Annotated in this window: 18 protein-coding genes; 7 read left to right on the top strand and 11 right to left on the bottom strand. The window is 65.6% G+C overall.

Annotated elements, in window-relative coordinates; all coding sequences use genetic code 11:
- Positions 1 to 265: 265 nt before the first annotated feature.
- Together EV685_RS05650 and EV685_RS05655 are read left to right on the top strand one after the other, a co-directional pair.
- Positions 266 to 2,662 (top strand): hypothetical protein, encoded by a 2,397-nt coding sequence (locus EV685_RS05650; protein WP_130481047.1) that lies wholly within the window; start codon positions 266 to 268, stop codon positions 2,660 to 2,662.
- Positions 2,663 to 2,728: 66 nt separating this feature from the next.
- Positions 2,729 to 3,706 (top strand): hypothetical protein, encoded by a 978-nt coding sequence (locus EV685_RS05655; protein ID WP_130481048.1) that lies wholly within the window; start codon positions 2,729 to 2,731, stop codon positions 3,704 to 3,706.
- A gap of 264 nt (positions 3,707 to 3,970) precedes the next feature.
- Here EV685_RS05655 and EV685_RS05660 read toward each other — a convergent pair whose 3' ends face one another.
- From EV685_RS05660 to gabT, 11 genes are all read right to left on the bottom strand, one after another.
- Positions 3,971 to 5,023, bottom strand: coding sequence for a DNA cytosine methyltransferase (locus EV685_RS05660; RefSeq protein ID WP_130481049.1), 1,053 nt, complete (start codon positions 5,021 to 5,023; stop codon positions 3,971 to 3,973).
- Positions 5,024 to 5,044: 21 nt separating this feature from the next.
- Positions 5,045 to 6,913: an ATP-binding protein gene (locus EV685_RS05665; protein ID WP_130481050.1), complete on the bottom strand. Its 1,869-nt coding sequence runs from the start codon at positions 6,911 to 6,913 to the stop codon at positions 5,045 to 5,047.
- A 571-nt stretch (positions 6,914 to 7,484) separates the two neighbouring features.
- Positions 7,485 to 8,975 (bottom strand): NAD-dependent succinate-semialdehyde dehydrogenase, encoded by a 1,491-nt coding sequence (locus EV685_RS05670; protein ID WP_130481051.1) that lies wholly within the window; start codon positions 8,973 to 8,975, stop codon positions 7,485 to 7,487.
- Between the two features lie 87 nt (positions 8,976 to 9,062).
- Positions 9,063 to 10,001 (bottom strand): agmatinase, encoded by a 939-nt coding sequence (gene speB / locus EV685_RS05675; protein WP_130481052.1) that lies wholly within the window; start codon positions 9,999 to 10,001, stop codon positions 9,063 to 9,065.
- Between the two features lie 124 nt (positions 10,002 to 10,125).
- Positions 10,126 to 10,956: an ABC transporter permease gene (locus EV685_RS05680; protein ID WP_130481053.1), complete on the bottom strand. Its 831-nt coding sequence runs from the start codon at positions 10,954 to 10,956 to the stop codon at positions 10,126 to 10,128.
- 13 nt (positions 10,957 to 10,969) lie between these two features.
- Complete coding sequence (locus EV685_RS05685) at positions 10,970 to 12,229, bottom strand: ABC transporter permease subunit (RefSeq protein WP_130481054.1); 1,260 nt, start codon at positions 12,227 to 12,229, stop codon at positions 10,970 to 10,972.
- Between the two features lie 56 nt (positions 12,230 to 12,285).
- Positions 12,286 to 13,320, bottom strand: a complete 1,035-nt coding sequence (locus tag EV685_RS05690; RefSeq protein ID WP_130481055.1) for an ABC transporter substrate-binding protein — start codon at positions 13,318 to 13,320, stop codon at positions 12,286 to 12,288.
- A gap of 73 nt (positions 13,321 to 13,393) precedes the next feature.
- A complete protein-coding gene (locus EV685_RS05695; protein WP_130481056.1) occupies positions 13,394 to 14,563 on the bottom strand; it encodes an ABC transporter ATP-binding protein in 1,170 nt (389 codons plus the stop codon).
- A gap of 168 nt (positions 14,564 to 14,731) precedes the next feature.
- Positions 14,732 to 15,934 (bottom strand): CaiB/BaiF CoA transferase family protein, encoded by a 1,203-nt coding sequence (locus EV685_RS05700; protein WP_338054431.1) that lies wholly within the window; start codon positions 15,932 to 15,934, stop codon positions 14,732 to 14,734.
- 113 nt (positions 15,935 to 16,047) lie between these two features.
- Entirely contained in the window at positions 16,048 to 17,229 is a 1,182-nt protein-coding gene (locus EV685_RS05705; RefSeq protein WP_130481057.1) for an acyl-CoA dehydrogenase, read from the bottom strand.
- 41 nt (positions 17,230 to 17,270) lie between these two features.
- Entirely contained in the window at positions 17,271 to 18,569 is a 1,299-nt protein-coding gene (gene gabT / locus EV685_RS05710; RefSeq protein WP_130481058.1) for a 4-aminobutyrate--2-oxoglutarate transaminase, read from the bottom strand.
- Between the two features lie 172 nt (positions 18,570 to 18,741).
- Between gabT and EV685_RS05715 the strand changes: the two genes are divergently transcribed.
- The 5 genes from EV685_RS05715 to EV685_RS05735 all read left to right on the top strand — a co-directional run bounded on the left by EV685_RS05715 (position 18,742) and on the right by EV685_RS05735 (position 24,053).
- A complete protein-coding gene (locus tag EV685_RS05715; RefSeq protein WP_130481059.1) occupies positions 18,742 to 20,151 on the top strand; it encodes an aminotransferase-like domain-containing protein in 1,410 nt (469 codons plus the stop codon).
- Between the two features lie 81 nt (positions 20,152 to 20,232).
- On the top strand, positions 20,233 to 20,496 hold the full coding sequence (locus EV685_RS05720) for a type II toxin-antitoxin system Phd/YefM family antitoxin (protein WP_130481060.1): 264 nt from the start codon (positions 20,233 to 20,235) through the stop codon (positions 20,494 to 20,496).
- Positions 20,493 to 20,888: a type II toxin-antitoxin system VapC family toxin gene (locus tag EV685_RS05725; protein ID WP_130481061.1), complete on the top strand. Its 396-nt coding sequence runs from the start codon at positions 20,493 to 20,495 to the stop codon at positions 20,886 to 20,888. Before EV685_RS05720 ends, EV685_RS05725 begins: the two co-directional genes overlap by 4 nt.
- A 47-nt stretch (positions 20,889 to 20,935) precedes the next feature.
- The gene (alaS, locus tag EV685_RS05730) at positions 20,936 to 23,563 is read left to right on the top strand and encodes an alanine--tRNA ligase (RefSeq protein ID WP_130481062.1); all 2,628 of its coding nucleotides are present in this window, start codon (positions 20,936 to 20,938) and stop codon (positions 23,561 to 23,563) included.
- Complete coding sequence (locus EV685_RS05735; protein ID WP_130481063.1) at positions 23,556 to 24,053, top strand: hypothetical protein; 498 nt, start codon at positions 23,556 to 23,558, stop codon at positions 24,051 to 24,053. The genes alaS and EV685_RS05735 overlap by 8 nt, the downstream gene beginning before the upstream one ends.
- Positions 24,054 to 24,145 lie beyond the last annotated feature (92 nt).

A 24,145-nucleotide genomic window follows, 5' to 3' on the forward strand; every position in this document is an offset into this window, starting at 1 on the left:
ACGGGCGGCAGCCATGGGGCGGTCAGCTGACTCTCGGGATGCCACGACGCTGCCTCCCACTGTGAGTGACCGCCCCAACTGCGCCACGGACTCCTCCGACCCGAAGCGGACCGTCGTAATCTACGGAGGCGGACGTTCGGCCGAAAGCTTTTTGATGTTCCCTGTAATCTGCCGCAAATGTGGGGCAGAATTCAGCGCGCAGACCCGAGTGGATTATTGGGTCAAAATTAAACGAGCATCATCACTACGTGTTTAGTGCGCTTCTATGAGTAAGCCAATCGAAGCCATTCTGGCGGAATGCGAGGATCTAATCTCACGCAATGAGGTTAGTCGAGCATTCGACACTCTCCTTGCACTTATCCAGCATGGAAGCAAGGTCGACATCCAGCGCCTCCAACCGTCGCTGAGCGAAATCATTGTGCGCTTTCTCCCGAAACGGAAGCGCGACCTCGGCCAAGCGCTGGAGCAACGTCTTGGCACGAGCGATGCGCGCGACGCCGTCCCGGTAGCGAAGACGAAGTCCGCACAAGGAGGCATCAAAGAGTTCGAGTCGACGGTCAGTGATCGCTTTGATGAGCTGAGCCGCTGGCACATTTTCCAGTGGTCAACGTATTACCGGGACGAACTGCGCGGCATCCTTGCCGACGTTGTTGATCTGATCCGGGCCGACAAGGCCGCAGATGCCGCATTTGATCTTCTGCGCGACCACGCGCGTAAACACGCCAGAGAGATCTTCACGAAGGGCTATACCTTCGTTATGTCCCAGCCCTGGGCCGTTGCGGACTCGGCTGAAGGGAAGGCACTCGGCGGGCTCCGTTCCTTTCTAGTCTTGCCCGTTGAGCTGTATGCCGACCAGTCAGCCCGACTAAGTGCCCCGCAAGACTGCAGAGTCCTGAGGCGCGCAACCTCTCGGCTTCTGTCGGCAATCTTGCTTGGCTTCTCTGAAGCCACTTTGGGATCCAGTTCCGCGATTGAGATGCTGCGACGGACAGTCAAGTCCTGGGCGCATGTACTTCCACTCCTGGAGGGGCAGGATCTCAAGGCAGTCGATCAGCGCCTCGGGCTCGATACGCTATCGCCCATTCTCGGCGAGCCGTTGCATCGCTTGACATGCGCTCTGGATGAAGCGTCCCAGATGAGCAGTGTCGATCCAATAGTGGTGCTGTTCACCTCGATGAACTTGTACGATCGAGTCCTAGACGTGACGCTTCGTCCACCGGCAGATTCCAGCGATACGAAGCCACTCGAAGTGGCGGTCATCGGTGGAGATGGTATCACCGCACGCTCGCAGATCGAGCAACGGGCCAAGCATGGCTACATTGCGTGCTTAACTAACAGGCCCGCGCGAGACTATTGGGGCGGAAAGTTTGTGCCTGGAACCATCGCAGAGCTCGTCGTGCCGCTTGCAGAAGCCAACAGTGGTTTTTTGCTTACTCGATTGCGGCAGCGGTTCCACGAAACCAAGGTCTTGATACCGAGGGGCGCTCCACTGCGTACCAACGTCGCAGAGCGCTTCCCTCTAGAGAACCCCACCCTTCTCACCTTCTTCCGTGTGCAGCGTCAGAGCATCCGTGCCCTCGAATCGACCATTTCCAACCGCACTGGTGTTCTTCTTTGGTGCAGTGTCAGGCGCAGTGGAAAAACCACGGGGGTCACCGAACTAGCAAACGCCATCCAAGGGAAGAGCGCCGTCTTTCAGCGGTGTGAGATGACCGGCCTGGACCAGGCGAGTCGCGTGCTCTTTGAGGCTGTGCGCGATGCGCTCTCTGAATTGGTCCCGCTTCCGAAAGACTTCGTACGCAAGCTCGTCGCTCAGGCCGCTCCAATGGGTGTTGCTCCGAGCCAAGGCTCCATTCTGATTCTCGATGAGTACGACCGGCTGTTTGGCCTTCTTCGTGCCGCTGGGCGGCGGAACGAGGATGCACGCCACTTGGTTGTGCAGCCACTTCTCGACCAGCTTGTGGAGTTCGCCACTGAGAACTTGTTGATCTTTCTCGGTCAGCAGCCAAACGCGCATTTTATCTTCATGGATCAGAACCAGTTGAGCGCGTACGTGCAGCAGGAGTCGTATCCGCTCTTCTCTCATTCGAAAGATGCGACGCAGGGCGAGTTCTGGGATCTACTGGAGAAGGTATTTTCAAATACACTGAAGTACGACGCATCGTTCGCGAATCGGGCCTTCGAGGAGACCGGCGGGCACCCGTTCTTGACGGTGAACCTTTTGCGAGAGCTGGTGGACTGGCTGATCAGCAAAAGCGTCGTTCCGAGCGACGTCATGCTGACCAGGGCAATGTTCGACGAGTTTATGGGTGAGAGACTCGATCCCAAGTCGATTGCGTTGAGCAAACACTTCGAGTATTTCAGGTCAGCCGCCGCCGAGGCACTTTCTGACGACGGCGCCAAGGAGGCGCCCTGGGTCCATACTGCTTATCACCTCTTGACTTTGCTCGGCACCTCCGGCGCAGGCGGGAAGCTGGCTGCGAATCGCGCCGACATCGAGGCATCGCTCACCGCCACGTTGGAGCTAGCTGGATTGTCGAGCTTCACATGCGAGTCCTTCATCGCCAGTGCGGCTCGAAGCAACTTCGTGGAGGTCGAGGATGATCAGGTCGCGGCCAAGATTCCCATCTTGGCCAGGATCGCTTCAGCGACCCGCAGGTGACGCACCCATAGACAACGAATCATTATGAACGTTCAAGTTATCGCAGACTACCTCAGGAACCTTCACGTGCAACGCGACGTTGCCGTGGCCGCGTATTGGCTTGACGAGGCAGCATCGCGCTCAGAACTCGTGTCCCAGCTCTCGGCTCTGCTGTCGGACCTACCCATCCTCATTGCCGCAGTCCCGAAAGGAGCCTTCGATGATGCGAATGGGATCATCGACGACCTAGCGAAGACCATTTCGGACAACGTCGAGTGGTTCGGCGAGGAAAAGCGAACAGCCATTACTCGAGATGAGAAGTTCTCGCTGGTCCTGGTGTCAAAACGGTCACTTGGCGTCCCCCAGCTTTCTTCACCGGTTACCTTGCCAGACTGGTTTCCGCAATGGCCCTGCGAGCTGTTGACGGTCACGATCAAGAACGTTACGGACTCTATCGACATTTCATTCGCATCGCCGGATATCCCTGTCGCCTCTATCAACGCTTCGTTGCATGCGCTCGAATCTGCTCTATGTGCAAGGCTTGCCTCTGTCTATGGGCGCGCCCCGACAGCCGCTGCGAAGTTGCGTGCACGCCTTGGCGGAAGCAAGGGCCCTGTCGATTTGATACACCTGATCTCCCAGTCAGAGGACAAGAGACGTCGTGTCGCACCTGACGACTTCCGGCCGGGAGGTAGCGCAAGTGGTGAGTATCTTGTATCGCGACTGTTCAGCCAATGGTGGGAGTGCAGTCACAAAGACCTTCACAATCTTGCGGTCGACATAGCAGAAGCGCTGGATATCCACACGGGCTCCAATGTCGAGGCGCAACATTCCTTGGCATCGCTGCTGACACGTACTGTGAAACCGAAGCTCGCGGATACCCCGCCCGGGGTGACGCTTGCTCGCAATGCGATCGTCAGCTTGGCCCATGCGATTCAATTCACGAATGCCGTTCATCATGCCGGCGACTACCCCAACTTTCCGGCTGTGCTCACGATCAGCTACGCAAAGGACTTGTCTCGGTCGTGTAAGCGTGCGGCGGCTGCACTCGGCAATTTGGCTTGATCATGGGGACCGCGAATCAAGTGTAGGTTGGTTCAACACCTGCGCAAATGATCAACTGCATGGTGGATGCGGTAGACCAAAGAGGTCTGTTTTGCGGGCGCATGGGGATTCCTGCTCTTGGCCGGCAGCGCGCGTTCGCAGCCGAGCCAGCAAGCTGACATTACGGCCGGCGTCCTCGCTGGCGGAGGTTAGCTGTCGGCGATTCCGACTGAGGACCGGGCTGGCCAGGAGCTGTCGTTCACGAATGGCAAGTTTCAGCCATTGCTAAGCCCCAGACTGCAATAGCCCTACCCGAAGTGAGCGGGCGTGGGCTGTGATGAAAGGGGGCGGCAGCGCGTTCCCGATCATGAGAGCAATTGACTCCTTACCATGCGCAACGTTGAACTTGTAGGAGCGCGGAAATCCTTGCAACACTGCAGCTTCGCGCAGACTGATGGTCCTATCCTGTCCCGGATGCAAAAAACGTCCTTTTGATGGGTTGTGGCAACCGCTGGTGATGGTAGGAGATACATCATCCCAAGAGAGGCGACCGTAGACATCACTGAAGCCATCGCTGCGCTTGTGACAGTCCAACTGGTATTTCGCGGGCAAGTCACAACGGCTGCCCCCATCCTTCGGTATAAGCGCTATGAGGTCTCGGACCTTCTGTGACCGGTTTTCGCCCAGGCTATGAAGCTTGTCCCGTCCCTGCCCTGGCTCAACCATGCCCTTTAGAGCTTGCCGAACCGTTAGGCGCATCTTTGCTTTTTCTCCGACCGCCGGTACATGTACCCTCGACGCGAGCATGATGAGCCGTTTGCGTCGCTGAGGTACTGAGTAGTCAGCCGCGTCCAGTACGTGGACTACGGTCTCGTAGCCAAGCGCGCGCAACCTGTTCTGCATGCCGAGAAATCGTGCATCCTTTGCCAGTGCAGGAACGTTCTCAAGCATCACCGTTTTCGGCTTCATGACCTCGATGAAGCGGAGGAAGTCATCCACGAGATCATTTCGGTCGTCGTTCACCGAGGTCATCTTGTTTTTGGTGCGCAGGCGGGAAAAGCCCTGGCATGGTGGGCAGCCAGCCAACAAGTCAAGCTCCCCAGCGGCAAGACTCGCCTGTTCAAGAATTTCCCGAGGATCGAGCTTGCGAATGTCCTCGGCGTAAAGTCGGACGTTGGGGTGATTAAGGCGGTAGGTTTCTTGCGCCTTATAGTCGAACTCTACCGCTGCGGCCACTGTGAAGCCCGCGCCTTTGAGCCCGAGGCTCAGCCCGCCGCAACCGCTAAATAGGTCAATGGCATATAGCTTCCGTTCTGCTGGTTTCTTAGCGCGGATCATTCGTACAAGGACGTCGATGCTTCAAGGTTGATCACTTTGACGATGGCGGGCCATCGCCTTAGGAAGATGCGCGACAAGAATCTGCGCAAGTTGGGCCAGCTCTGCCGATCCAGCGCGGTTACGGGCCAGAAGCTCTTCACCGTGCATGTCAGTGCGCTGATTGGTGGCGTCCTGACCGTACAACTCGACCGTCAGGGAACGCAAGCGGTCCTTGTGGTGCTGGGCTGTCGTCGCAGCAGCGTCGATTTTTCCAGCGGCGATCAGAACCAGCGCCTCTGGGCACAGCGTTGGAATAAAGTGTACATTTTGTCTCAGCCACGCAAGGTAGCGACGCTGGGCCGCCGCCCGCTGGACCGCATTACCACCAGCAACCCCGCCATCCACGGTGAAGGCGGGCTCGACACCCACAGCCTCCAAAATCCTTGCGCCGAGACTTCCATCATCGGCCGCCGCGATTGTGTCTGGATCGACGAACTCGTCTAATCGCTTCTTGTCGCCATCGAGCAGTATCAGCGTATGACCAGGCGCCGACATCAACACAGGAACCTGGTACTTCAGGATTGCCTCAGCACCGCCTGTCATGTACTCAACCTTGAAGATCGCAGCTTGGGCTTGGTCTGAAAACAGCATCAGCGCCTGCTTCACGACAGATTTGGCAAGCTGGTCTTCCACTAGCACCCGCACTTCACCTCCGTCAACGACCCCAAGTCGTCGAAACGCGGCATACGGGTGGCTGGCATCCAGGACAACAAATCGGCCATCGTCAAGCTGATGGAAGGCCTTGATCGCATCGTCGGGCAGCGCGGCAATGAGATGCGGCGAGTGCGTAGAAAAGACCACCTGGAGCTGCTTGGTTCTGGCCATCTTCGACAGGAATGCCAGCAAGCGCTCTTGTGCACCAGGGTGCAAGGAGACCTCCGGCTCATCCAGCAGAACTAGCGTGCCCCTTTGCGCGCCGAGAATCTGGACTACGCAGCTTGTTACCGCGACCTCTCCGCTGCCAGCGAACGCCTCAGAATAGCGACCATGCTTGGTCTTAAAAACCACGCTCAGCCCACCGTCTCCCTTGAAGAGTCGATGCCGAATCCAACGAGCTTCTTCATACTGCCTACCCAATACGAAGCTCGCTATTTCAAGCTCTTCCTGATTCAGCAGCCGGTTCTCCGTCGCCACCTTGCGATTGCGATACTTATAGGCCGTGTTGCCGGATTCTATGACGCGCGCAAGCAATTCGGCATCGTGCCGCACCTGATCCATTTTGCTTGAAATTCGCAGCGGGGACACCCTTGCCCCCTTGGGCGGAGGTGCATGAGGTACGGGCTCCTTCCCGAAGTAGAAGTACTTGTCGAACGCGCTCAATTCTTTTCGGAAGTTGATGTACAGAACCTTGCGCGACACCGGATTCCACCGGTCCTTGGAGCGTCCCCCATAAGACTTGTTCGGCTTCAATTCAGGCTCGACCATGCCGTCACCAGGACTTTCCTTTGTCGGCTCCCAATAGTTGGGATCAGGCAACCCATTGCGCGTCTTGCGCACTCTAGCCTTGCGCGTTTCAACGATGCCGTTGAAGGCGGCATTGCGATAGCCGTAAATGAAGCGACTCGGGCTGCCCTCCCCTTCCTCAATAGGGTCAACCTTCGTGCTGAACCAGTACTGTCCGGTGGACCGCCCGGCGGGCGCGCCATACAAGGCGTTCAGAACCGAGGTCTTCCCTGAGCCATTGGACCCGACCAAGGCTGTGACTGGAAATGAAAAGTCAATGCGCGTCCCGTCCGCTATGTTCTTGAAGCGGGGAAAGCGTATGTGGGTGATGTAGCCAGGAAAAACCTTCGCATATTTGCCGCGAATCGACTCAAGGCTAGCGATCTCATCGCTGAGGTTCAACTTCATTGCGTGCTCACCATGCGCATCACGTCACTTCCGGGGCTCACAATGTCAGCCAACTGTCCTGCGCTAGCCACCAGCCGCAGCGGCTTTAAGATTTCTTCGGCATTTCTTCCCTGCATGCTTCCTGGCTCCCGATCATTTAGAAGTATCACCTATTCGGGCGGAAAATCCTGCCCCACGAGGCGTGGGCTCGGGACCTCGCCATTGAAGCCGCCGACGCGCTGGCTATCGACAACTGCGGACTCGGAGCAACTCATCATTCCAGCGCAGACATGAGTGACTGCATTTTCGCAGCGTGGCGGGCGATTCGAAGATCTGCTCCGGGTCGGTACCGCCACACTGACCCTTGAGAGAGCGGACTCGGCCGAGCACTTGGGCGATGGCGTGCGGTCTGCCCGGGCAATCTGGCGCGATGGCAGCTTCCTGGGAACTGCGGTCACAGACTGCGGCACAAACCGAACGGCCGGTTCAGGTGGCCGGCGACGCTCGCCCACGCGGACTGAATGTCTCAGTCCAGTCTTCACCGGATCTTCCATCCAGCAACCCGATCGCCCCTCGAGCCTGCCCTCCCACCTCACCTCATCACATCCCCAATACACAAGTACTTCATCTCCACATAGTCCTCGATCCCATGGCGCGAGCCCTCGCGGCCGAGGCCGGATTGTTTGACGCCGCCGAAGGGGACTTCGGCCACGGAGATGAGGCCGGTGTTGATGCCGACCATGCCGGTTTCTAGTGCCTCGGCGACGCGGAAGATGCGGCCGATGTCGCGGCTGTAGAAGTAGCTGGCGAGGCCGAATTCGGTGGCGTTGGCCAGGTTGATGACGTCGGCTTCCGTGTCGAAGCGGAAGACCGGGGCGACCGGGCCGAAAGTTTCCTCGCGGGCGCAGAGCATGTCGGCGGTGACGTTGGCGAGCACCGTCGGCGTGTAGAAGCGCTCGGCCAGTGCGCCCGGGGCGCGGCTGCCGCCGGTCACCAGCGTGGCGCCCTTGGCGAGGGCGTCGGCCACGTGGGACTCGACCTTGTTCATGGCCTGGGCGTCGATCAGCGGGCCCTGGTTGACGCCCGGTGCGAAGCCGTTGCCGACCTGGATGGCGCGGGCCTTGGCGGCCAGTTTCTCGACGAAGGCGTCGTAGACGCCTGCCTGCACATAGAGCCGGTTGGCACAGACGCAGGTCTGGCCGGCGTTGCGGTATTTGCTGATCAGGGCGCCTTCGGCCGCGCTGTCCAGGTCGGCGTCGTCGAAGACGATGAAGGGTGCGTTGCCGCCCAGTTCGAGGCTGAGCTTCTTGATCGTCGGCGCGCACTGGCGCATCAGGATGCGGCCGACCTCGGTGGAGCCGGTGAAGCTCAGGTGGCGCACCACGTCGGAGGCGCACAGGACGTTGCCGATCTCGATCGAGCGGTCGGCGTCGGCCGTCAGGATGTTGAGCACGCCAGCGGGCATGCCCGCGCGCAGGGCCAGTTCGGCACAGGCCAGCGCTGACAGCGGCGTCTGCTCGGCCGGCTTGATGACGACCGGGCAGCCGGCGGCCAGGGCCGGGGCGACCTTGCGGGTGATCATCGCGATCGGGAAGTTCCACGGCGTGATCGCCGCGCAGACGCCGATCGGCTGCTTGAGCACGATGAAGCGCTTGTTCGGATCGGTGGTCGGGATGGTCTCGCCGTAGACGCGCTTGCCTTCCTCGGCGAACCACTCGATGAAGCTGGCGCCGTACATGACCTCGCCGCGCGCCTCGGACAGCGGCTTGCCCTGTTCGGCGGTCATGATGCGGGCCAGGTCATCGGCATGCTGGACCAGCAGGTGGAACCAGCGCATCAGGATCGCGGCGCGTTCCTTGGCGGGCTTGGCCTTCCACGCGGGCCAGGCCGCATTCGCTGCCGCGATGGCCTGTTCGGCGTCGGCCGCGCCGGTGTTGGCGACGTCGGCCAGCCGTAGGCCGGTGGCCGGGTCTTCGACCGCGAAACGCGAAGCGCCCGCAACCCACTCGCCGTTGATCAGCGCATCGGTGCGCAGCAGGGTGGGGTCGGCGAGCAGGGCCAGCGGGGAGGTTTGGGTGTCCATGGTCGTGTGCAGCGTTGGGCGAAAGCGGGTGGGGAAGGGCGTCGGTCAACTCTACGCGGGGCGGCTAAGCGTTGGCTCACCGGGGGTTCAGCGGCGTGGCACGCCGGGCATCACGCAGAGCATCTCGTAGAGCAGGTTGGCGCCCAGCAGCGCGGTGTTGCCGCTGGGGTCGTAGGGGGGCGAGACCTCGACCAGGTCGGCGCCGACGAGGTTCAGGCCGTGGCAGCCGCGGATGATCTCCAGCGCCTGCGGCACGGTCAGCCCGCCGATCTCGGGCGTGCCGGTGCCGCCGGCGTAGGACGGATCGATGCCGTCGATGTCGAAGCTCAGGTAGCAGGGCGCATCGCCGATGGTGGCGCGCACCTCGGCCATCAGCGGCGCGAGCGACTGCCACCAGACCTCGTGGGCCAGCACCAGGCGGAAGCCCTGGCGGCGTGGCCAGTCGAAGTCATCGGCCGCGTAGCCACTGCCACGCAGGCCGATCTGCCAGACCTGCTGGGTGCGCAGCAGGCCTTCCTCGACCGCGCGGCGGAAGGGTGTGCCGTGGGCGATGCGCTCGCCGAACATGTCGTCGTTGACGTCGGCATGGGCATCGACATGCACCAGCGCCACCGGGCCGTGGCGCGCGGCCATGGCGCGCAGGATGGGCAGGGCGATGGTGTGGTCGCCGCCCATCGTCAACGGCCGGCAGCCGGCGGCCAGCACGCGCGCGTAGTAGGCGGTGATGATGGCCAGCGACTTGTCCAGCGAGTAGGTGTTGATCGGCACGTCGCCCAGGTCGGCGACCTGCAGCGCGTCGAAGGGCGCGGCGCCGGTGGCCATGTTGTAGGGCCGGATCAGCGCCGACTCGGCGCGGATCTGGCGCGGCCCGAAGCGCGCGCCCGGCCGGTGGCTGGTGCCGATGTCCAGCGGGACGCCGATGAAGGCGGCGTCCAGGCCCTCGGGCGAGTCCGCCAGCGGCAGCCGCATCATGCTGGCGATGCCGCCAAAGCGCGGCATCTCGTTGCCGCCGAGGGGTTGGTTCATGTCGAGCCCTCGTCCCGTGGGTGCACGGGCCGATCCCCCGTGGGGATGCGGGCCGGCTTGGGAGCGGCGCGGCGCTCGGCCCGCTGATTCATGCCCGTCATGCCCGTCATGCCCGTCATGCCCCTCATGCCCTTTTCCCGCGTATCCATTCGAGCACCAGCATCAGTCCGGTCGTGAAGATCGTGAGCAGCGTGGCCACCGCCGCGATGGTCGGGTTGATGTTCTCGCGGATGCCCGTGAACATCTGGCGCGGCAGCGTCACCTGCTGTGGGCCGGCGATGAAGAGCGTGACGACGACCTCGTCGAAGGAGGTGGCGAAGGCGAACAGCGCGCCCGAGATCACGCCCGGCGCGATCACCGGCAGCGTCACGCGCCAGAAGGTCTGGAGCGGCCCGGCGCCCAGGCTCAGGCTGGCGCGCACCAGGTTGTGGTTGAAGCCCTGCAGCGTCGCCAGCACGGTGGTGACGACAAAGGGTGCGCCGAGGGCGGCATGCACCACGATCAGGCCGACATAGGTGTCGGCTAGGCCGATGCGGGCGAAGAACAGGTAGCAGGCCACGCCGACCACCACGATGGGCACGACCATCGGCGCGATCAGCACGCTCATCAGCAGGCCCTTGCCGGGGAACTGGGTGCGCGCCAGGCCGACCGCCGTCAGCGTGCCCAGCACGGTCGCGATCAGCGTGGCGGCTGGCGCGACGATGAAGCTGTTGCGTGCGGCACGCGCCCAGTCGTCGGAGGTGAACAGGTTCTCGTACCACTGCAGGCTCCAGCCCGGCATCGGGTAGGCCAGGAAGGAACTGGCCGAGAACGACAGCGGCACGATCACCAGGATGGGCAGCAGCAGGAAGAGCAGCACCGCCACGCCGGTCAGTCGCAGGGCCCACCAGCCGAGCTTGTCGAGCGGCGTGTAGTAGGCCGGGAAGATGGGCAGCGCGAGGGCCTTGGGCAGCATGGTCGGTGTCTCCTCAGCCCAGGCTCAGCTCGGACTTGACCAGCCGGCGGTAGACGCCGTAGAGCATCAGCGTGGTCACCAGCAGCACCGCGCCGAGCGCGCAGGCCATGCCCCAGTTGATGTCGACGTTGGTGTACTGGGCGATGTAGTAGCTCAGCATCTGGTCGTCCGCGCCGCCGAGCAGGGCCGGGGTGACGTAGTAGCCGATGCTCAGGATGAAGACCAGCAGCGCGCCGGCACCGATGCCGGGATAGGTCTGCGGCACGTAGACGCGGAAGAACGCCGCCAGCGGCGCACTGCCCAGCGACACCGCCGCGCGCAGATAGGTCGGCGGCACCGACTTCATGACACTGTAGAGCGGCAGGATCATGAAGGGCAGCAGGATGTGCACCATCGCGATGACCACGCCGGTGCGGTTGAACAGCAGCGCGGCCGGCTCGTTGAGCACCGACAGCGCCATCAGCGACTTGTTGACCAGCCCCTCGCGCTGCAGCAGCACGATCCAGGCGGCCACGCGCACGAGGATGGAGGTCCAGAAGGGCACCAGCACCAGGATCATCAGCACGTTGGCGCGGCGCGCGGGCAGCGTCGACAGCCAGTAGGCGAGCGGATAGGCCAGCAGCAGGCACCAGACGGTGACGACCGCGCTGATCTCGAAGGTGCGCAGCAGGATGCGGCCGAAGACGCGCTGGTCGGGCTCGACGCGGGCGATCTCGCCCTCGGGCGTGCGGCGCAGGTCGACCGAGGTCAGCAGGTAGTCGGGCGTCCAGCGCGAGGCGTTCTTGGCGATCGCCTGCCAGTACTTCAGGTCGGACCAGCGGGCATCGAGTTCGAGCAGACGCGCGCGGATCTGTTCGGGCGACTGCGTGCCCAGGTCGGCGCCCCAGGCTTCCGGGTTGTGCACGGCCTTGTAGGTGGCCATGACCAGCGAACGGGCGCCGGAGGCTTCGGTGTTCAGGCGCCGCGCCAGCGCGCCGGCCTGCGCGCCTTCCTCGATCGCGGCGAGGTCTTGGGCCACGCCGGCAAACGCGGCAGCCGGCGGCTCGGCCTGGCGGTCCCAGGATGACAGGGCCGCGCCGGTGCGGGACAGGGCGCCAGCCACCTCCGGGTTCTCGACCGCGCGCAGCAGCAGCGCGCCGATCGGGACCAGCAAGGTGGCCAGCAAGAAGACCAGCAGCGGCAGTGTCAGGCCGATGGCCAGCCAGCGTTGACGCACCTGCACCCGCTTCAGGGAGCTGCGCAGGGCAGGGGCATCGAGCACGGTGGCGGTCATCGGCGGGGCACTTTCAGGCGGCTGGAAACAGCGTCAGCAGGACGTCGGTCGAGGCCTTACTGGGCCGCCCACGAGGCGAAGCGCTTTTCGAGTTCCTCACCGGCATCGGCCCAGAACTTGATGTTGAACTGCAGCGCATCACGGCTGTTGGCCGGTGAGGTCGGCAGCAGGTCCAGCACCTTGGCATCGAGCTTGGCCAGCGCCTTGTTGTTGGTCGGGCCGTAGCTGATGTTGCGGGCGTATTCGGCCTGGGCATCCGGCGACGAGGCAAAGGCGATGAACTTCAGCGCCGCGTCCTTGTTGGGCGAGCCCTTGACGATGGTCCAGTAGTCCAGGTCATAGATGCCGCCGGTCCAGCTGATCTTGAGGTTCTTGCCCTCGCGCTGGGCCGCGTCGATGCGGCCGTTGTAGGCGGTGGTCATGGTGACGTCACCGGCGACCAGGAACTGCGGCGGCTGCGCGCCGGCTTCCCACCACTGGATGCTGGGCTTGAGTTCGGTCAGCTTCTTGAAGGCGCGGTCGGCACCGGCCTTGGTGGCGAGTTCCTTGTAGACGTCGGCGGACTTGACGCCGTCGGCCATCAGCGCGAATTCGAGGTTGTAGCGCGCGCCCTTGCGCAGGCCACGCTTGCCGGGGTACTTCTTCACGTCCCAGAAGTCGGCCCAGTTCTTGGGCGCGTCCTTGAGCTTGTCGCCGTTGTAGGCCATGACGGTCGACCAGACGAACACGCCGATGCCGCACTCATGCACGGCGGCCGGCTGGAAGTCGGCCTTGTTGCCGATTCGGCTGTAGTCGAGCTTCTCGAACAGGCCTTCGTCGCAGCCACGGTTGACGTCCGGGCTCTCGACCTCGACGACGTCCCAGCTGATCTTCTTGGTCTCGACCATGGCCTTGATCTTGGCCTGCTCGCCGTTGTATTCGACGCCGACGATCTTGGCCACGCCGGTCTTCTCGAAGGGCTCGAAGTAGGCCTTCTTCTGCGCGGCGCCGTTGGCACCGCCGAAGTTGACGACCGTCAGCGAGGTCTGGGCCAGCGCGGGCAGCGCGAGCAGGGCGGCGGCCGCGACGGACCAGTGGGCAATCTTCTTCATGCGAGCAACTCCTCGGGGTTGGGGATGATCCGGTTGGATCGGGTCAGCGCCTGGCCGGCTCTTGCGGGCCTGCTCAGGCATACACGCGCAGGAACGGTGTGGGGATGTGCAGGCCGATGCGCTGGCCGACCTGCGGATGGGAGGCGCCGGACAGCGGCAGCTTGACGGTGGCGGGCGCCTGTCCGGCAACACGGCAGCGCAGCCGCAGGTGGTCGCCGAAGTAGATGACGTCGTCGACCTCGGCCGGCAGCGTGTTGGGTGCCAGCACGGCATCGGCTTCGGTGCGGACCTCGATGCGTTCGGGTCGCACCGAGGCCAGCACCGCCGCGCCATCGGCCGCGCCGTTGACGTTGATGCCGCTCAGGCGCGCGCCGCCGTCGAGCCGCAGCTCGCACGGACTGCCGGGTTTGGTGGGGTGGCCGGCGAGGGCGCCCAGCGTGCCGGCCAGCGGCGTGCTGTCGCCGACGAAGCCGGCGACGAAGCGGTTGGACGGCGTCTCGTAGAGCCGGTCGACGGCATCGAGCTGCTGGATCTCGCCGTCGTTGAAGACGGCCACGCGGTCGCTCATCGTCAGGGCCTCGCCCTGGTCGTGGGTGACGTAGACGAAGGTCACGCCAAGCTGGCGGTGCAGCGCCTTCAGCTCGATCTGCATGTGCTCGCGCAACTGCTTGTCGAGGGCGCCCAGCGGCTCGTCCATCAGCACCAGCTGCGGCTCGAAGACGAGGGCGCGGGCCAGCGCCACACGCTGCTGCTGGCCGCCCGAGAGCTGCGACGGGAAGCGCTGGTCTCGGCCGGTCAGCTGCACCATCGCCAGCGCCTTGGCGACCCGTTCGGCGATCTGCGCCTTGGGCACCTTGCGCACGGTCAGGGGATAGGCGACGTTGTCGGCGATCGACAGGTGCGGGAACAGCGCGTAGTTCTGGAACACCATGCCGAAGTTGCGCTTGTGCGGCGGCGTGCGCGTGATCGGCTGGTCGTTGAGCAGGATCTCGCCAGCGGTCGGCGACTCGAAGCCGGCCAGCATCATCAAACAGGTGGTCTTGCCCGAGCCCGACGGGCCCAGCAGCGACAGGAACTCGCCGCGCCGGATGTCGAGGTCCAGGCCACGCACGACCAGCGTTTCGCCGTCGTAGGTCTTTTGCACGCCACGGAACCGCACGAGGGTGTCGGCATCGGCCGGCGCGGGCGTGGCGGCCGGTGTGATGTCGAGCGTGGGGTGACGAAGGATCGCGGCAGATGGCATGGTGGTCTCAGGGTGAGCGCGGCGATGTTGCGGCCGGGACCTGCGTGGCGCCATGTACAGCCGAGCGCAGACAGCGCGATGGCTGTATCGGCTGTGCAGCCGGTACACAGAAACAGGGGGTTGCGCACGGGCGGCGGGCCGCCTTGGGAACAAGGACGGCTCGCTGGCTCATCGCGTGGGCCACCCCTCGCCACGGGCGAGCGCGGCGCGGATCGCGTCGCCCTGCTGGTCCAGGGCAGGAGGGGCCTGATCGGCCACCACCGCCTGGCCATCGACGCGCATCGGGTTGCGCACCAGTGGCATGGCGGGGTGGTCGTTGGCGGGGTGGTCGGCGTGGTCAAAGGCCGACCCAGACGGCAGGTCCACACGCAAGCCCCGGGCCAGCACCTGCGGGTGCGTGAACACGCCGGCGATGTCGAGGATGGGCGCACAGGGCACCGCATGCGGCTCCAGCAGGTCCATCCACGCCTGCGTGGTGCGTGTGCGCAGCCAGTCGGCCAGCAGGGGCACCAGTTCGGCGCGGTGGGCGACCCGTTGCGGGTTGCGGGCGTAGCGCGGGTCGGTGGCGACCTCGGCATGGCCGGCGAGTTCGCACAGGCGCGTGAACTGGCCGTCGTTGCCGATGGCCAGCACGATGTGGCCGTCGGCCGTCTCGAAGACCTGGTAGGGCACGATGTTCGGGTGTGCATTGCCCATGCGGCGCGGCACCGTGCCACCGATCAGGTGGTTGCTGGCCTGGTTGGCGAGCATGGCGACCTGCACGTCCAGCAGGGCCGCATCGATGTGGCGACCGCGTCCCGTGCGACCGCGTTCGACCAGCGCCGCCAGGATCGCGGTGCTGGCGTAGACGCCGGTGAACAGGTCGGTGACGGCCACGCCGACCTTCTGCGGCTGGGTGCCGGGCGTGCCCTCGGCCTCGCCGGTCAGGCTCATCAGCCCGCCGGTGGCCTGGATGGCGAAGTCATAGCCGGCGGCCTGCGCCATGGGCCCGTCCTGGCCGTAGCCGGTGACCGAGCAATAGACCAGGCGCGGGTTGAGCGACATCAGGCTGGCCGCATCCAGCCCGTAGCGGGCGAGCTGGCCGACCTTGTAGTTCTCCAGCAGCACATCGGCCTCGGCCGCGAGCTGGCGCACCATCGCCGCGCCCTCGGGCGTGGCCAGGTCGATGGCGACCGAGCGCTTGCCGCGGTTCGCGCTCAGGTAGTAGGCCGACATGCGCGCATCGGCCGGGCCCCACCAGGGCGGGCCCCAGCCGCGCGTGTCGTCACCCACGTCGGGTCGTTCGACCTTGATGACGTCCGCACCGTAGTCCGCCAGCAGCTGACCGGCCCAGGGCCCGGCCAGCACGCGCGACAGGTCCAAGACGCGCATGCCCTGAAGCATCGCCGGCGGGTCTTTGTCCAGCGGACGTCGCGGATCCGGCTCTGCCGGTCCGCTGACGGCGCCCCCCTGGGGGGGAGCGCCCATGGCGCTCCTGGGGGGGGTCATGAAAAGGCCTGGATGCCGGTGATGGCGCGGCCCAGGATCAGCGCATGCACGTCGTGGGTGCCCTCGTAGGTGTTGACCACCTCCAGGTTGACCAGGTGCCGCGCCACGCCGAACTCGTCGGAGATGCCGTTGCCGCCGAGCATGTCGCGCGCCATGCGGGCGATGTCCAGCGCCTTGCCGCAGCTGTTGCGCTTGAGGATGGACGTGGCCTCGACCGAGGCCGTGCCTGCGTCCTTCAGCCGGCCCAGCTGCAGACAGCCCTGCAGGCCCAGCGCGATGTCGGTCAGCATGTCGGCCAGCTTCTTCTGGATCAGCTGGTTGGCCGCCAGCGGACGGCCGAACTGGCGGCGATCGAGCGTGTAGCTGCGGGCCCGGTGGAAGCAGTCCTCGGCCGCGCCGAGTGCCCCCCAGGCGATGCCGTAGCGGGCGCTGTTCAGGCAGGTGAAGGGGCCCTTGAGGCCGCGCACGTCGGGGAAGGCGTCCTCGTCCGGGCAGAACACCTCGTCCATGACGATCTCGCCGGTGATGCTCGCGCGCAGGCCCACCTTGCTGTGGATCGCCGGCGTGCTCAGGCCCGCCGCGCCACGGTTGAGGATGTAGCCGCGGATCGCGCCCTCGTCGTCCTTGGCCCAGACCACGAAGACGTCGGCGATGGGGCTGTTGGTGATCCACATCTTGGCGCCCGAGAGCTTCCAGCCGCCCGCCACCTTGCGGGCGCGCGTGACCATGCTGCCGGGGTCGGAGCCGTGGTCCGGCTCGGTCAGGCCAAAGCAGCCGACCCACTCGCCACGGGCCAGCTTGGGCAGGTACTTCTGCTTCTGCGCCTCGGTGCCGAAGGCCTCGATGGGCACCATCACCAGCGAGGACTGCACGCTCATCATCGAGCGGTAGCCCGAGTCGATGCGCTCGACCTCGCGCGCCACCAGGCCGTAGCTGACGTAGTTCAGGCCCGAGCCACCGTAGGCCTCGGCGATGGTCGGACCCAGCAGGCCCAGCTCGCCCATCTCTTGGAAGATGGCGCGATCGGTCTTCTCATGCCGGAAGGCTTCGAGCACGCGCGGTGCCAGCCGCTCCTGGCAATAGGCATGGGCGGCGTCGCGCACCGCACGTTCATCGCCGCTGAGCTGCGCGTCGAGGTTGAGGGGGTCTTCCCAGTTGAAGGCGGCGTGGCTGGCCATGGAGGTCTTTCTGAGGCGGTCGGTGGCTTGGGCGGAACGGGTCAGGCCAGCGCGGCGAAGCAGTCGGCCATGATGGCCAGACCCTCGTCGAGCACGGCATCGGATGCCGTCAGCGGCACCAGCACGCGGATCACGTTGGCATAGGTGCCGCAGGACAGCAGGATCAGCCCGCGCTTGGCGGCTTCCTTGACGATGGCACCGGTCAGCGCCGCGTCGGGCTGGTGCGCATCGCCGTCCTTGCACAGCTCGATGGCGACCATCGCGCCGGGGCCGCGCACCTCGGCGATCACCGGGTGCTTCGCGGCGATGGCCGACAGGCCGGCCTTGAGGCGCTCGCCGACGGCACGGCCGCGTTCGAGCAGGCCGTCCTGTTCGAAGACGTCCAGCACGGCCAGTGCCGAGGCGCAGGCCAGCGGGTTGCCGGCATAGGTGCCACCCAGGCCGCCGGGTCCGGGCGCGTCCATCATTTCGGCCCGGCCGATGACGGCCGACAGCGGCATGCCGCCGGCCAGCGACTTCGCCATGGTGATGATGTCGGGCACGGCATCCGGGCCCCATTGTTCGCAAGCGAGCCAGGTGCCGGTGCGACCGGCGCCGGTCTGGACCTCGTCGGCGATCAGCACGATGCCGTGCTGGTCACACAGCGCCCGCAGGCGGCGCGCGAACTCCGGCGGGGCGACGTAGAAGCCGCCTTCGCCCTGCACCGGCTCCAGGATGATGGCGGCGACGCGGGCGGCCTCGACGTCGTACTTGAAGATCGCCTCGATCGAGGCCATGGCGTCGTCGACGCTGATGCCGTGCAGCTCGCAGGGGAACTTGGCGTGGTAGACCTCGGCGGGGAAGGGGCCGAAGCCGGTCTTGTAGGGGGCGACCTTGCCGGTCAGCGCCATGCCCATCATCGTGCGGCCGTGGAAGCCGCCGCCGAAGGCGATCAGCGCCTGGCGCTTGGTGTAGGCGCGGGCGACCTTGACGGCGTTCTCGATCGCCTCGGCGCCGGTCGTCAGGAAGAAGCTCTTCTTGGCGAAGTGGCCGGGCGCCTTGGCGTTCAGGCGTTCGGCCAGTTCGACATAGGGCTCGTAGGCCAGCACCTGGAAGCAGGTGTGGGTGAACCGGTCGAGCTGTTCGGCAATGGCCTGGACCAGGCGCGGGTGGCGGTGGCCGGTGTTGAGCACCGCGATGCCACCGGCGAAGTCGATGTAGCGGCGTCCCTCGACATCCCAGACCTCGGCGTTGTCGGCGCGGTGCACGAAGATCTCGTGGCTCTGGCCCAGGCCGCTGGGCAGGGCGGCGCGGCGGCGCGCCATCAGGGCAGCGTTGTTGAGGTGGGGTTCGCGTTGCATCGTGGGACTCCGGGTGGGCGGGTGACGAGGCAATGTAGGGGCCGCACCCGGCGTCTACCATGTACAGGCAGCCACCCCGCACCGATGCACTGTGCTGGGCCGCCGACCGGCACAGCGCCGCGCTGTCTGTCGGTCCCGGCTGGCCCGTTCCACTGCTTGCTCCGTTCCCGCCATGTTCACGCTCAACCCCAAGTCCGCCACCCCGCTGGTGGTGCAGATCGTCCAGGCCTTGAGCCGACAGATCGAGGAAGGCGGCCTGCGCGCGGGCACCAAGGTGCCGTCGATCCGCCAGTTCGCGCATGCCCACCAGGTCAGCATCTTCACGGTGGTCGAGGCCTATGACCGGCTGGTGGCGCAGGGCTGGCTGGTGTCGCGGCCACATTCGGGCTTCTTCGTGCGCAAGCGCGGCGAGGGCGCGGTGGCCTCGGTCGATGTGGCCTCGCCGGCCGGTATCGCGGGCACCTCGTTCGACTCGATGTGGTACCTGCGCAAGATCTTCGAGAACCGCCACCTGTCGATGAAGCCCGGCTGCGGCTGGTTGCCGGGTGACTGGCTGTTCGAGGACGGCCTCAAGCGCAGCCTGCGCGGCCTGGCCGGCGATGACGTCGACCTCGGCGGCTATGGCGACCCCAAGGGCTATCCGCCGCTGCGCCAGCTGATCCGCGACACGCTGGCCGAACAGGAGGTGGCCGCGACCACCGAGCAGGTCCTGCTGACCCAGGGCAGCAGCCAGGCGCTGGACCTGTGCGCGCGCCGCCTGGTGCGGCCCGGCGACGCCGTGCTGGTCGACGACCCGGGCTATGCCAACCTGCTGTTCTGCCTGCGCTTCCAGGGCGCCCGGCTGGTGGGGGTGCCGCGCACGCCCGGCGGCTACGACCTCGCAGCGCTGGAGGCCGCGCTGGTCGAACACCAGCCACGGGTGTTCTTCACCCAGCCGCGCCTGCAGAGCCCGACCGGCTCGGTCGCCACGCTGGCCCAGCTGCACCGCGTGCTGCAGCTGGCCGAGAAACACGACGTGCTGATCGTCGAGAACGACATCTACGCCGACCTGGACCCGGAGCCGCGCCCGTCGCTGGCCAGCCTCGACCAGCTCAACCGGGTCGTGCATGTGGGCAGCTACAGCAAGACCATCTCGCCCAACATCCGCGTCGGCCATCTGGTCGCCCACCCCGATCTGGTCGAGGACCTGGCCCAGCTCAAGATGATTGCCGGCCTGACCAGCTCCGAGTTCGGCGAGCGCCTGGCCTTTGGTGCCCTCACCGAAGGCCGCTGGCGCAAGCACCTCAAGGCCCTGCGCGAGCGCCTGGCCAAGGCCCATGAACGGGTCGCCCAGCGGCTCGATGACCTCGGCTTCGAGATCTTCTGTGAGCCCAAGGCCGGCATGTTTCTGTGGGCCCGCCACGCCGACATGCCCGATGCCGTGCAGACCAGCAACCAGGCCGCCGAACACGACCTGCTGCTGGGCCCCGGCCACCTCTTCACGACCGACCTGGCCCCGACGCCGTGGATGCGCTTCAACGTCGCCTACTGCGACGATGAGCGGCTCTACACCTTCCTGGAAAGCCGGCGTCAGGCGGTGTGAGGCCGAGGCGGGTCGGCACGGCTAGAATCTGGTTGATTCAACCAATTCGCGCACGTCCCTCACGCCAGCCTGGAGTACCCCATGGAAACCGTCGGTCTGTTCGAAGCCAAGACGCACCTGTCCGAGTTGATCGCTCGCGCCGAACGCGGCGAGGAGGTGGTGATCACGCGGCACAACAAGCCGGTGGCCAAGCTGGTGCCGATCAACGAGGTGCCGGCCGATCTGGTGGCTCGGCGCCGCCAGGCCCTGTCCGAGTTGCAAGGCATCGGACGGCGCATGGCCGAGCGAGGAGGGCCGATCACGGTCGACGAGATCCTGCAGTGGCGCGATGAGGGGCGCCGGTGATCGTCGTCGACTGCTCCTACACGCTGGCCATGGTGATGCCCGACGAGCAGTTGCCTGTCAGCCTGCATCAGGCCATCGAGGGCCGTCTGGTGGTCCCCGCGCTCTGGCCCTTCGAGGTGGCCAACGTGCTGCGCCACGTGGTGCGTCGTGGCCGTCTGCGCGGCGACGAGGTGGCCGAGGTCTGTGCCCGCCTGGACGCCTATGGCATCGAAGTGCTGGGCAGCGCCGACACGTCGGTGCAGCAACGCCACGCGGCCGCCAGCGCCCATGACCTGACCGCCTACGATGCCGCCTATGTGGACCTGGCCGTGCAGCGCCGCTGCGCGTTGGCCACGCTGGACGCCCGCATGGCGGCTGCCGCACAGCGCGCCGGCGTCATGGTTCTCGATTGAGCCTCATCCCTTCCAAGTCATTGCCCATCCCGAACCTGACGACGCCCATGAAAGCCTCCGACATCCGCCACACCTTCCTGAAGTTCTTCGAGAGCAAGGGCCACACCATCGTCTCGTCCTCGCCGGTGATCCCGGGCGATGACCCGACGCTGCTGTTCACCAATGCCGGCATGAACCAGTTCAAGGACGTCTTCCTGGGCTTTGACAAGCGCGCCTACACACGCGCGACGACCAGCCAGAAGTGCATCCGCGCGGGCGGCAAGCACAACGACCTCGACAACGTGGGCTACACCGCGCGGCACCACACCTTCTTCGAGATGCTGGGCAACTTCAGCTTCGGCGACTACTTCAAGCACGACGCCATCCAGTACGCCTGGGAACTGCTGACCGTGCACTTCAAGCTGCCCACCGAGAAGCTGTGGGTGACGGTCTACGCCGAGGACGACGAGGCCTACGAGATCTGGAACAAGGTGGTGGGCGTGCCCGCCGAGCGCATCGTGCGCATCGGTGACAACAAGGGCGGCCGCTACATGTCCGACAACTTCTGGATGATGGGCGACACCGGTCCGTGCGGCCCCTGCACCGAGATCTTCTTCGACCACGGCGAAGGCATCCCCGGCGGCCCGCCGGGCAGCCCGGACGAGGACGGCGACCGCTACATCGAGATCTGGAACAACGTCTTCATGCAGTTCAACCGCACCGAAGACGGGGTGATGCACCGCCTGCCCAAGCCTTCGGTCGACACCGGCATGGGCCTGGAGCGCATCACGGCGGTGCTGCAGCATGTGCATGGCAACTACGAGATCGACCTGTTCGTCGCGCTGCTGGCGGCGGCCAAGTCGGCCGTCGAGGCCAGCGGTGGCCAGGACATCGACCCGGCCTCGCCCAGCCTGAAGGTGATCGCCGACCACATCCGCGCCTGCTCGTTCACGATCACCGATGGCGTCATCCCCGGCAATGAAGGCCGTGGCTACGTGCTGCGCCGCATCGCCCGTCGCGCCATTCGCCACGGCTACAAGCTTGGCGCGCGCAAGCCCTTCTTCCACCTGATCGTGGCCGAGCTGGTCACGCAGATGGGCGAGGCCTACCCCGAGCTGCGCGCCGCCCAGGCCCGTGTCACCGAGGTGCTCAAGCAGGAAGAAGAGCGCTTCTTCCTGACCATCCAGCACGGCATGGAGATCCTCGAAGGCGCGCTGGCCGGTGGTGCCAAGACGGTCGACGGCGAGACCGCCTTCAAGCTGCACGACACCTACGGCTTCCCGGTCGACCTGACCGCCGACGTCTGCCGCGAGCGGGGTGTCACGGTCGACCAAGCCGGTTTCGAATCGGCCATGAACCGCCAGCGCGAACAGGCCCGCGCGGCCGGCAAGTTCAAGATGGCCGCCGGCCTCGAATACAGCGGCACGCCGACCACCTTCCACGGCTATGAGCACCTGGTCTGCGAGACCGCCAAGGTCGTCGCCGTCTACGTCGACGGCAGCCCGGTGGCCTCGGCCGACGCCGGTGACGATGCCGTCATCGTGCTCGATCACACGCCCTTCTATGCCGAGAGCGGCGGCCAGGCCGGCGACAGCGGCGAGCTGCGCAACGCCAGCAGCCGCGTGCTGGTCGAGGACACGATCAAGATCCAGGCCGACGTGTTCGGCCACCACGGCCGCGTGGTCGAGGGCTCGGTCAAGGTCGGTGACGTCTACACCGCCCGCGTCGACGCCGAGCGCCGCAGCCGCACCGTGCGCAACCACAGCGCCACCCACCTGATGCACAAGGCGCTGCGTGAGGTGCTGGGCGCGCATGTCCAGCAAAAGGGCAGCCTGGTCAATGCCGAACGCACCCGCTTCGACTTTGCCCACAACGCGCCGATGAGCGATGACGAGGTGCGCCGCGTCGAGGCCATTGTCAATGCCGAGATCCTGGCCAATGCCGCTGCGGCGGCGCAGGTCATGGCGCTCGACGATGCGCAAAAGAGCGGCGCGATGATGCTGTTTGGCGAGAAGTACGGCGAGACCGTGCGGGTGCTGACCATCGGTTCGAGCAAAGAACTCTGCGGCGGCACGCACGTGGGGCGCACCGGCGACATCGGCCTGTTCAAGATCGTGGCCGAGAGCGGCGTCGCAGCGGGCATCCGGCGTGTCGAGGCCGTCACAGGCGACAACGCGCTGGCCTATCTGCAGGGCCTGGAGCGGACCGTCAACGACGTCGCCAGCGCCCTCAAGGCGGCGGTGCCCGAGGTGCCCGCGCGCATCGCCGGCCTGCAGGACCAGATCCGCGCGCTGGAGAAGGAACTCGGCGCGCTCAAGGGCAAGCTGGCCTCCTCGCAGGGCGACGGCCTGGTCGCCCAGGCCATCGACATCAAGGGCCTGAAGGTGCTGGCCGCGACGCTCGAGGGTGCCGATGCCGCCACGCTGCGCGCCACGATGGACCAGCTCAAGAACAAGCTCAAGAGCGCGGCCATCGTGCTGGCGGCGGTCGACGGCGGCAAGGTCCAGCTGGCGGCCGGCGTGACCGCCGATGCGACGGCCAAGGTCAAGGCCGGTGAGCTGGTCAACTTCGTCGCCCAGCAGGTTGGCGGCAAGGGCGGCGGCAAGCCGGACCTGGCCATGGCTGGCGGCACCGATGCCAGCAAGCTGGACGGCGCGCTCGCCAGCGTGCAGGGCTGGGTTGCCGAGCGTGTCTGAGCCCGGCCTTGATGCGGCCGATGGGCTTGACGACGACTGGGCGCCGGTCCAGTCGCCCAAGCTCTGGCGCGACGCGCTGTGGAGCGCCTGCGTCATCAAGAACGAGGACGACGAGGGCTGGGCCGTGTCGATGACGCGGCGCGGCGAGTCCGAGCCGGTGCTGGTCGCGCCCTGGACCATGGGGCGCGACAAGAAGAACCCCAAGCCGCTGGACATCAACGCCTTCAACACCTGGATCAAGACCGCCCACGAGGTCCTGCGCCGGCATGAGCAGCAGCTGCATGCGCAGCTGCATCAGCGCCTGCGCATCGACACGCCGGCTGGCCGGGTCGAGGTCACGCTGGACATCGAACCGGATGAGGACATGCCCAGCGCCACCCTCAGCGCACACGACGCGGCGGGCGAGCTGCTGGCGCGCAAGAAGGTCGCTGCAGACTTCCGCCTGAGCGCGCGCAGCGCACAGGCCTGGCTGGAAACCCTGGACGCCTGAGGCCCGGCGATGTCCGGCGCACACGCGTCGCGCAGGCGTCGCACACTCGTCGCATAAACGTCGATTCACCCCCCGATCACTCCACTTTCGCC

Source organism: Sphaerotilus mobilis (assembly GCF_004216565.1).
Classification (GTDB): Bacteria; Pseudomonadota; Gammaproteobacteria; order Burkholderiales; family Burkholderiaceae_C; genus Sphaerotilus; species Sphaerotilus mobilis.

Excerpts from the sequence above, each read along its gene's own strand:
- EV685_RS05685 (WP_130481054.1), bottom strand. The coding sequence starts at position 12,229 with ATGACCGCCACCGTGCTCGATGCCCCTGCCCTGCGCAGCTCCCTGAAG.
- EV685_RS05715 (WP_130481059.1), top strand. The coding sequence starts at position 18,742 with ATGTTCACGCTCAACCCCAAGTCCGCCACCCCGCTGGTGGTGCAGATC.
- EV685_RS05660 (WP_130481049.1), bottom strand. The coding sequence starts at position 5,023 with ATGATCCGCGCTAAGAAACCAGCAGAACGGAAGCTATATGCCATTGAC.
- EV685_RS05700 (WP_338054431.1), bottom strand. The coding sequence starts at position 15,934 with ATGCGCGTCTTGGACCTGTCGCGCGTGCTGGCCGGGCCCTGGGCCGGT.
- EV685_RS05705 (WP_130481057.1), bottom strand. The coding sequence starts at position 17,229 with ATGGCCAGCCACGCCGCCTTCAACTGGGAAGACCCCCTCAACCTCGAC.
- EV685_RS05690 (WP_130481055.1), bottom strand. The coding sequence starts at position 13,320 with ATGAAGAAGATTGCCCACTGGTCCGTCGCGGCCGCCGCCCTGCTCGCG.
- EV685_RS05695 (WP_130481056.1), bottom strand. The coding sequence starts at position 14,563 with ATGCCATCTGCCGCGATCCTTCGTCACCCCACGCTCGACATCACACCG.
- EV685_RS05720 (WP_130481060.1), top strand. The coding sequence starts at position 20,233 with ATGGAAACCGTCGGTCTGTTCGAAGCCAAGACGCACCTGTCCGAGTTG.
- speB (WP_130481052.1), bottom strand. The coding sequence starts at position 10,001 with ATGAACCAACCCCTCGGCGGCAACGAGATGCCGCGCTTTGGCGGCATC.
- EV685_RS05670 (WP_130481051.1), bottom strand. The coding sequence starts at position 8,975 with ATGGACACCCAAACCTCCCCGCTGGCCCTGCTCGCCGACCCCACCCTG.
- alaS (WP_130481062.1), top strand. The coding sequence starts at position 20,936 with ATGAAAGCCTCCGACATCCGCCACACCTTCCTGAAGTTCTTCGAGAGC.
- gabT (WP_130481058.1), bottom strand. The coding sequence starts at position 18,569 with ATGCAACGCGAACCCCACCTCAACAACGCTGCCCTGATGGCGCGCCGC.
- EV685_RS05680 (WP_130481053.1), bottom strand. The coding sequence starts at position 10,956 with ATGCTGCCCAAGGCCCTCGCGCTGCCCATCTTCCCGGCCTACTACACG.
- EV685_RS05665 (WP_130481050.1), bottom strand. The coding sequence starts at position 6,913 with ATGAAGTTGAACCTCAGCGATGAGATCGCTAGCCTTGAGTCGATTCGC.
- EV685_RS05650 (WP_130481047.1), top strand. The coding sequence starts at position 266 with ATGAGTAAGCCAATCGAAGCCATTCTGGCGGAATGCGAGGATCTAATC.